This is a genomic window from Alishewanella sp. WH16-1, assembly GCF_001441695.1.
Taxonomy (GTDB): Bacteria; Pseudomonadota; Gammaproteobacteria; order Enterobacterales; family Alteromonadaceae; genus Alishewanella; species Alishewanella agri.
Map to the genome: position 1 here is coordinate 19,331 of NZ_LCWL01000023.1, position 8,318 is coordinate 27,648.

8 protein-coding genes are annotated in these 8,318 nt (G+C 47.6%); 6 read left to right on the forward strand and 2 right to left on the reverse strand.

What is annotated here, in order from left to right:
• Positions 1-74: 74 nt before the first annotated feature.
• The 6 genes from rpsA to AAY72_RS02540 all read left to right on the forward strand — a co-directional run bounded on the left by rpsA (position 75) and on the right by AAY72_RS02540 (position 6,097).
• Positions 75-1,754 (forward strand): 30S ribosomal protein S1, encoded by a 1,680-nt coding sequence (rpsA, locus tag AAY72_RS02515; protein ID WP_008983551.1) that lies wholly within the window; start codon positions 75-77, stop codon positions 1,752-1,754.
• A gap of 65 nt (positions 1,755-1,819) precedes the next feature.
• Positions 1,820-2,104 (forward strand): integration host factor subunit beta, encoded by a 285-nt coding sequence (gene ihfB / locus AAY72_RS02520; protein WP_008608519.1) that lies wholly within the window; start codon positions 1,820-1,822, stop codon positions 2,102-2,104.
• Positions 2,105-2,142: 38 nt separating this feature from the next.
• Positions 2,143-2,388 (forward strand): DUF1049 domain-containing protein, encoded by a 246-nt coding sequence (locus AAY72_RS02525; protein ID WP_162098366.1) that lies wholly within the window; start codon positions 2,143-2,145, stop codon positions 2,386-2,388.
• A gap of 59 nt (positions 2,389-2,447) precedes the next feature.
• Entirely contained in the window at positions 2,448-3,524 is a 1,077-nt protein-coding gene (locus AAY72_RS02530; protein ID WP_231728879.1) for an N-acetylglucosaminyl transferase, read from the forward strand.
• A 17-nt stretch (positions 3,525-3,541) separates the two neighbouring features.
• Complete coding sequence (gene pyrF / locus AAY72_RS02535) at positions 3,542-4,243, forward strand: orotidine-5'-phosphate decarboxylase (protein WP_008983548.1); 702 nt, start codon at positions 3,542-3,544, stop codon at positions 4,241-4,243.
• Positions 4,244-4,372: 129 nt separating this feature from the next.
• Positions 4,373-6,097, forward strand: a complete 1,725-nt coding sequence (locus tag AAY72_RS02540) for a potassium/proton antiporter (RefSeq protein WP_008983547.1) — start codon at positions 4,373-4,375, stop codon at positions 6,095-6,097.
• Between the two features lie 103 nt (positions 6,098-6,200).
• Here AAY72_RS02540 and AAY72_RS02545 read toward each other — a convergent pair whose 3' ends face one another.
• Entirely contained in the window at positions 6,201-6,575 is a 375-nt protein-coding gene (locus AAY72_RS02545) for a hypothetical protein (RefSeq protein ID WP_057785466.1), read from the reverse strand.
• A 771-nt stretch (positions 6,576-7,346) separates the two neighbouring features.
• Positions 7,347-8,240, reverse strand: a complete 894-nt coding sequence (locus AAY72_RS02550; RefSeq protein WP_082628923.1) for a zonular occludens toxin domain-containing protein — start codon at positions 8,238-8,240, stop codon at positions 7,347-7,349.
• Positions 8,241-8,318 lie beyond the last annotated feature (78 nt).

Here is an 8,318-nt window from a genome sequence, read left to right on the forward strand (position 1 = left end):
CGGACGCTTACTGGTAAATTTAGCAACCCCATAACACAAGATGTGAAGTGGAGCACTTAACTGAAAAAGTGACTATGACTGAAAATTTTGCTTTATTATTTGAGGAAAGCCTCAAAGCCATCGAAACCCGCCCAGGTGCCATCGTTAAAGGTACTGTTGTTGCTGTTCTGAAAGACGTCGTCATGGTTGACGCTGGTCTGAAGTCAGAAGCCGCCATCCCGGTTGAGCAATTCAAATCTCTGAGCGGCGAAATCGAAGTTAGCGTGGGTGACATCATCGACGTAGCCTTAGACGCTATCGAAGATGGTTTCGGCGAAACCTTATTATCTCGTGAAAAAGCTAAGCGCCATGAGGCCTGGGTTCGCCTGGAAAAAGCTTGCGAAGATAAAGAAACCGTTATCGGTGTTATCACTGGTAAAGTTAAAGGTGGCTTCACAGTTGAAGTTGATGGCATCCGTGCTTTCCTGCCTGGTTCATTAGTTGACGTACGTCCGGTACGCGACACCCTGCACTTAGAAAACAAAGAGCTGGAATTCAAAGTTATCAAGCTGGATCAGAAGCGTAACAACGTGGTGGTATCACGTCGTGCCGTGATCGAATCTGAAAGCAGCCAGGAACGTGACCAGCTGTTAGAAAACTTAGAAGAAGGCATGGAAGTTAAGGGTATCGTTAAGAACCTGACTGACTACGGTGCTTTCGTAGACTTAGGTGGCGTAGACGGCTTACTGCATATCACTGATATGGCGTGGAAGCGCGTTAAGCACCCAAGCGAAATCGTTAATGTTGGCGACGAAATTCCAGTAAAAGTACTGAAATTCGACCGCGAGAAGCAGCGCGTATCTTTAGGCCTGAAGCAAATGGGCGAAGATCCGTGGGCAGCTATCGCCTCACGTTACCCAGAAGGTGCGAAAATTTCTGGTCGCGTCACTAACCTGACTGATTACGGCTGCTTCGTAGAAATCGAAGAAGGCGTAGAAGGCTTAGTTCACGTGTCTGAAATGGACTGGACCAACAAGAACATCCACCCATCTAAGGTTGTTAACCTGGGTGATGCTGTGGAAGTTATGGTTCTGGAAATCGACGAAGAACGTCGTCGTATTTCTTTAGGCCTGAAACAGTGTAAAGCTAACCCATGGGAAGAGTTCGCTAAGGGCTTTAACAAGGGCGATCGCGTAAGCGGTAAGATCAAGTCTATCACTGACTTCGGTATCTTCATTGGTCTGGACGGCGGCATCGACGGTCTGGTTCACTTATCTGACATCAGCTGGAACTCTACCGGCGAAGATGCAGTACGTGAATTCAAGAAAGGCGACGAAGTACACGCTGTTGTACTGCAAGTTGACCCAGAGCGTGAGCGTATCTCTTTAGGTATCAAGCAACTGGATGAAGATCCGTTCAATGATTACCTTGCTGACAACAAAAAAGGTGCTATCGTTAAAGGTGAAGTTTCGGCCGTTGACGCTAAAGGCGCTACTGTGATGTTAGAAGGTGGTGTTGAAGGTTACGTTCGCGTGTCTGATATTTCACGTGATCGCGTTGAAGACGCTACTACAGCGCTGAAAGTTGGCGAAGCCATTGAAGCCCGTCTGATGGGCGTGGATCGTAAGAACCGCGTAATCAGCCTGTCTATCAAAGCCAAGTTTGAAGCTGAAGAAAAAGAAGCTATGGATACCATCAACAGCAAGCAACAAGATGCTGACTTTGGTGTGAACGCTATGGCTGAAGCATTTAAAGCTGCTCAAAAGCAGGACTAAAATGCCAGTGAAGCAGGGGGCCTGTGCCTCCTGCTTTCTCCTTAAGCAGGTATGCCGGAGGGTCTATGACCAAATCTGAATTAATTGAAAAACTTGCCACCAGTTTCCCCCATATTCAGGTCAAAGATGTTGAAGCTTCCGTAAAAGAAATTCTGGAGCAAATGGCACAATCGCTGGCTTCCAGTGAACGTATTGAAATCCGGGGTTTTGGTAGTTTCTCACTGCATTATCGTGCACCACGCGTTGGCCGTAATCCAAAAACCGGCGACAAAGTGGAATTGGACGGTAAATATGTACCGCACTTTAAGCCAGGTAAAGAGCTGCGGGATCGGGTAAAAGATAACACCTGATAAGCATTGCCTTTTAACTGCAAACTTAACGGAGCTGAGTGTTGCGTAGACTGGTTTTTGTTGTATTTATTCTCCTTGTAGCATTACTCGGCTTTTTACTCGGCTCCACTAATCAGCAACTTACCGAGTTAAACCTGCTGGTAGTTAAGCTTGATTTGCGGGTAATTGATGTTGCCGTGATTTTTCTGGTCACGGGTATTCTGCTCGGCCTGATCTTTAGCGCATTGTTTGCGTTACAACGTAAAACCCGGGGCTGGTTTCGTAATACTGCTGATAAAGCCTAAACCCTATGCCTGAATTGCTATTTCTGTTACTTCCTGTCGCCGCCGCTTACGGCTGGTTTATGGGTAGAAATAGCCTTAAAACTAAGGAACTTAAGGGCAGGGCAGACATTGCGCGCAATCTGTCTTCCGGCTTAAACTTCCTGCTCACCGATCAAGAAGACAAAGCCATCGAACAGCTGTTAGAGTTGTTAGACGTTGAAGCCGCGACCATTGATACTTATCTGGCACTGGCTAATTTATTCCGGCGTAAAGGTGACTGGGATAAGGCGATAAAAATCCACGAAAAGCTGCACCAGCTAAAATTACCTAAAGTCAAAGCCCAGCAGATCCAGTTTGAGCTGGCAAAAGATTACTACGCTGCCGGCTTATTTGACCGCGCCGAAAAATTACTGTTACCGCTAACTGAAAATGAACAATTGCGCGAAGGCGCATTAAAGCAGCTGTTTAGTATTTTTCTGTCCACCCATGAAATGCATAAGGCCGTTGCATTAAGCCCGGCAGTGGCGCAAACGCAATCCCGTTCATTACGGATTGCGCTGGCGAATATGCAGGTGCAGCAGTTAGAGCAACAGCCTGACATTGCCAGCCTTAGTCAGTTAGCTGAAGATTACCCGCAAGCCATCAGACCACGCTTCGCGCTGGCAAAGCTGGCATTAGCCAAACAGGATACCGCCACTGCGCACGGCGCCATTATTAGTATTTTGAAACAGAAACCGCAATGGAGTGCCGATTTATTACCACTACTCAGTCAATGTCAGCTGGAGCCAGAACAGTGGCAGCAGTTACTGGCGCAACTGGCAGATAAACATCAGAATATCAGTGCCCGCTTATTACTAACTGACTGGCTTGCCGAGCATCAATCGCTTAGTGCTGCCGAGCAGTATTTGCTGCAAAAACTGCAACAGCAACCGAATATCCGGTTGTTTCAGAAGCTTTTGCAGTTACGGCAACAACAATCAGCCATGGCTGGCGAGGTACTGGAATCGGTAGCGGGACTGGTTAATGCTTATCTTGATAGTAAGGCGCTGTATAGTTGCCGCAGTTGTGGCTTTAAAACCCGCCAACCCTATTGGCTTTGTCCATCTTGTCAGCAATGGGAAAGTGTAGAACCTATTGCCGGTATTGATGGCCGTTAACCCTTGAAGGAAATGTCATGTCTTGTAGTTCGCCCGTAATCGTCGCGTTAGACTTTGATAAGCAGGCAGATGCCTTAAATCTGGTGAGTCAGCTGGATCCTACTCTGTGCCGCTTAAAAGTTGGCAAAGAGATGTTTACCCATTTCGGTCCACAGTTTGTGCAACAGCTGCAACAGCGCCAGTTTGAAGTTTTTTTAGATTTAAAATTCCACGACATTCCCAATACCGTCGCCAAGGCCGTTAAAGCCTCAGCAGAACTCGGAGTCTGGATGGTGAATGTACACGCCAGCGGTGGTAGTAGAATGATGTTGGCTGCAAAAGACGCTCTGCAACCTTTTGGCGCTAAGGCCCCCAAATTGATTGCAGTAACCGTATTAACCAGTATGGAACAAAGTGATCTGACGGAGTTAGGCATAACTTTGACGCCTGCAGAGCAGGTCATCAAACTCGCAGGCCTCACCGCTAAGTGCGGGCTGGATGGCGTAGTGTGTTCTGCTCAGGAAGCGGCATTGTTGAAGCAGCAATTCGGCGCGGCTTTACAGCTGGTGACGCCTGGGATCAGGCTGGCAGACAGTGTGGCAGATGATCAGCGCCGAGTCATGACACCCGCTGCAGCACGTGATGCCGGTGTTGATTATATGGTAATCGGGCGCCCAATTACTCAGGCCGCGGATCCTTTGGCGGCGTTGACGCAAATTATTAACTCACTTCGTCACTAGTAACCGCTGTAATATTAGCGGGCTGAACACTGGAACAAACCGGTGTTCATCCGCTATGCTCGACACAATAACTTAACTTCAGAACAGCTGCCATATAGCCGGCAGCATCTTAGTAATGGAATAGCGTCGATGGATGGAATTAACCTGGCTATATTGGCCGGTGCTTTATTGTTTTTTATCAGTATTATCGCCACCTTGATCTCCGCAAGGCTTGGCGCTCCTATGCTATTGGTATTCTTGCTGGTCGGCATGATTGCCGGTGAAGATGGCATAGGGGGCATCCAATTTTCCAATCCGCAAACTGCGTTTTTAATCGGCTCCATCGCACTGGTGATTATTCTGTTTGATGGCGGCATGCGCACGCATCCGGAGCGTTTCCGGGTAGCTTTGGCACCAGCTTCCATGCTGGCTACCTTTGGCGTGGTGCTGACCTGTGGTGTAGTAGGTGTGGCAGCTGCTTATTTACTCAATTTATCCTGGGTTGAGGGATTGTTGTTAGGAGCAATTTTAAGCTCGACTGATGCGGCTGCCGTATTTTCGATCTTTCAGTCACAGCGTTTAAAAATTAAAGAGCGGGTAGCCTCAACCTTAGAAATCGAATCTGGCAGTAATGACCCGATGGCGATTATGCTCACCCTGACATTAGTGTCATTGCTGGCAAATGATCAGAGCCTGGATTGGTTTGTCCTGGTCAGTTTTATGCAACAAGCTCTGGTTGGCGGCGCCATGGGCTACGCAGCGGGCAGGGTGTTTGTTTATCTGTGCCGTAAGCTACCGCTGAGCTTTGCATTTTTCCCACTGCTGGCAGTCGCCAGCAGTGTTGTGATCTACGCTTTAACGAACTCGTTCGGCGGCAGTGGTTTTCTCGCCGTCTATCTGATGGGCTATATCGTGGGTAATGCCAAACTACCGCAGATTATTCATATATTGCGGATGCATGACGGCTTAGCCTGGATCAGCCAAATTAGTATGTTTTTAATGTTGGGGTTATTAGTTTCACCAACCAATTTGTTGGAACACCTTGGGCCTGCCTTATTACTAGCCGCAGTACTCATTTTTATCGCCAGACCGCTGGCTGTATTTATTTGTTTAATTCCGTTCAAATTTCCGGCCAAAGATCAGCTTTTTATCAGTTGGGTTGGCTTACGTGGCGCCGTACCAATCATTCTGGCGTTGTTTCCATGGTTGGCTGGCGTGCCCAATGAACATTTGTATTTTGATGTAGCCTTTGTCGTAGTTATCGTATCGTTATTGCTGCAAGGCTGGAGTTTGATCCCGGTAGCTCGCTGGTTGAAGCTAGAGGTACCGGCGGAATTAGAGCCCGACCAGGCGATGCCTTTGGATGCGATTCCGGCAAAAGAAGTGATGGAAGTACTGGCCTATAAAGTAACCAGCAACTCGCCGGTGCTCACCTTAAAGTGGCAACAACTCGCTATTACTTTACCAGTACAGTATCTGGGCTTAATACGCGATGGAGAATGGCTGCAGGCAGCAGAGGATCCCGCTATTGCGAATGGCGACACCATCATGGTGCTGGCGCCACTTAAACATGTGAAAAAACTGAGCGAAGTGCTCGCCAGCGATGCAGATAAAAGCATCCTCGATAACAGTAATTTCTTTGGTGACTTTGTACTTAACGGTAATATTTCATTACGGGATTTGGACGCGTTTTACACCATCGATTTCAAAGATCAGGACCAAAATCTCAGCCTGGCCGATTATATTACGCAGAAATTTCACCGCCGGGTGGTGGTGGGCGATCAGGTTAGACTCGACCAGTTATTGCTAACGGTACGTCAGATTGATGATAAAGGCCAAATCCAACAAGTAGGTATAAAGCCCGTGTCAGTATAGGGTTTATTGACATTTTCTGGTTGTTTTTGCAGCTGAGTGGCGAGTATTTACACAAGGCAGGGCTTGTGATGTGTAGTCCTATGTTAGTGCGCAAATCTGCGTGCTAGTGCTGATTATCCGACTTTGGTTTATCCACTGTAGCACCGTTATCTGCGGGAAAAACACATCCTTCGTTTCCCGCTTGCAGATGATGTGATTGATTAGTCGAGGAAGCTTGCAGCCCGGTCAGTGATGATTTAACTACTGCAGCCGGGATGGTATCGTTTGTATGCATCATTAATGTCATTGACTGTTCAAATGAGCGCAGCGCCAGTTGCATAATAAAAATTCCGACAATAAACAGAATGGACACGGCAGTCAGTAACGCAGCAACGATAACAGCAAATAGCTTGGTATAGTCGATGTTAACTGACATTGCTGCCATAGTTTCTGCACCAGACGAATGTGCTACTTGATATTCAGCATGCTCGCGAGTCATTAGATTTCCTCATTACGCTTGGTTAACAAAAATATAGCAATCTTAAGCGTATTTGCAACTCAATAGAAAGATGATATCTCTGAATGATGCCGAGAGCTCGGAGTAAAGCCTGGTGAACTTGTTTAGCTCATAATGAGAGAATTATGTTAAACATAAATCCTTATTAATCAAAGTCTTACAATGGTTCATAGCCGCTTCAATAAAAGCGGCTTTTTTGTATCTTTTCTAACAGCGGTCGGAATCGGTGAAAATGGCCAGTTTTGTTTCAAAATGAAACAAGAGTAGACTATTACTGTAGTCTACCCCCGCCCAAACACCCCCCAGAGCAAAAAACCATAGATAAGTTGTTTTTTTAGGGCTTAGTGTGCCCGAAAAATCGCGGGGCGCGGAGACGCGCCCGAGAGGGGGACGCGCTGCGCGCGGGAGAGGGGAAACGCAGGCTGCGCCTGCGACGGCCTACGGCCTGAAAAGGCCGCTTCGCTGGGAGACTTCGGGGAGACGCTGCGCTTTTTTATGCAGCTTCGCTGCTGTAGGCCAGCTTGCGCTGGCTTAATGTGTGGCTTCGCCACGGCTTTTGTGCCGCTGCGCGGCTGTGGTTCGGCAGGGCGCGAACCGGCGCCGGATTGTAATTCAGGTTAGTTTTTCGCGGTTTTACAAAGGCGGTGCCAAAAGGGCGCTGGTTCCCGCTGCGCGGCTTCCTCCGGTCGCTGCTCGCTGCAATTTAATCGCGGAACCCTTTCCCCCCATAGGGGGCCCCTTTCCGCGCTTAAATTATTCCAGATTCGCAGCTATGCCGGTATCAATAGAGACAGTTGGAGAGTCACACATAACAAAACGCTGAAAGCTATCACCATAACTTATTCTTGCAATGCAATCGGCCATTACCTCAACAGCGTAACCAGCAAGGGCTAAATCGGCGTTAGTGATCTCTGATAAAACCTGACCGTTGCGGCTAACAGTAAAGTAAAGAATTTTTTTAAAGTTGCCACGCCGATCCCAATCCTGATAAAAGCCTGCAATGTGCAAATCAACGCCATTAAAAGGGTGAGAGCCTTTGCTTTTATCATTAGGCGGTGAATTTTGCTGCTGTGGCTGAGCAGGTTGAGATTGTGGCTGTGAATTTGACACCGGAGCAGGGGCGGGCTGAGATAATTGATTCTGAGCCGTTTCAGGCGGTTTTTTATCATCGCGTGAAAAGTTAGCGAAAATAATAAGCGCAGCCAGTACAAAGCAAATTATTGTACCTTTGGTAGTCCAACGCTGATGCCATTTCACAACATCAACCGTTTCAGCTTCCTGAACCGAGCCTTGTACTTTGGTGTGGCTCTGGTATGCCGGAAAATACTTATCTTCGTAGTGGCGTTCATGGGTGGTGATAATGTTGCGGCTTACACCATCCGCGACTTTTACAACGTAACTTTCATCCTTGCCGAGAAAGCTCAGCTTTGTGCAGAAATAGCAGTTTTGCACCATATCCCGCACATCAGGATCAACTTTACGGAAATTCTGAGTTAATAGCATGATGTCATGGCCATAGTGGCGGTGCATTGAGAGGTATTCTTTCAATGCTGTATCAGTACCGCCTTTTGGCATGGTCAAATGGCATTCATCAACGAAAAAATACACGCCCTGTCCGGCATCATTTCGCCAGGTGTCATAAACCAGAAAATCATCCGCTTTGGAGAAGTAACGCTTCTGGCCGTAAGAGTGAAAACCACCATCTGGCTAATAACATCATTCCGA

Excerpts from the sequence above, each read along its gene's own strand:
- pyrF (WP_008983548.1), top strand. The coding sequence starts at position 3,542 with ATGTCTTGTAGTTCGCCCGTAATCGTCGCGTTAGACTTTGATAAGCAG.
- ihfB (WP_008608519.1), top strand. The coding sequence starts at position 1,820 with ATGACCAAATCTGAATTAATTGAAAAACTTGCCACCAGTTTCCCCCAT.
- AAY72_RS02540 (WP_008983547.1), top strand. The coding sequence starts at position 4,373 with ATGGATGGAATTAACCTGGCTATATTGGCCGGTGCTTTATTGTTTTTT.
- AAY72_RS02545 (WP_057785466.1), bottom strand. The coding sequence starts at position 6,575 with ATGACTCGCGAGCATGCTGAATATCAAGTAGCACATTCGTCTGGTGCA.
- rpsA (WP_008983551.1), top strand. The coding sequence starts at position 75 with ATGACTGAAAATTTTGCTTTATTATTTGAGGAAAGCCTCAAAGCCATC.
- AAY72_RS02530 (WP_231728879.1), top strand. The coding sequence starts at position 2,448 with ATGGGTAGAAATAGCCTTAAAACTAAGGAACTTAAGGGCAGGGCAGAC.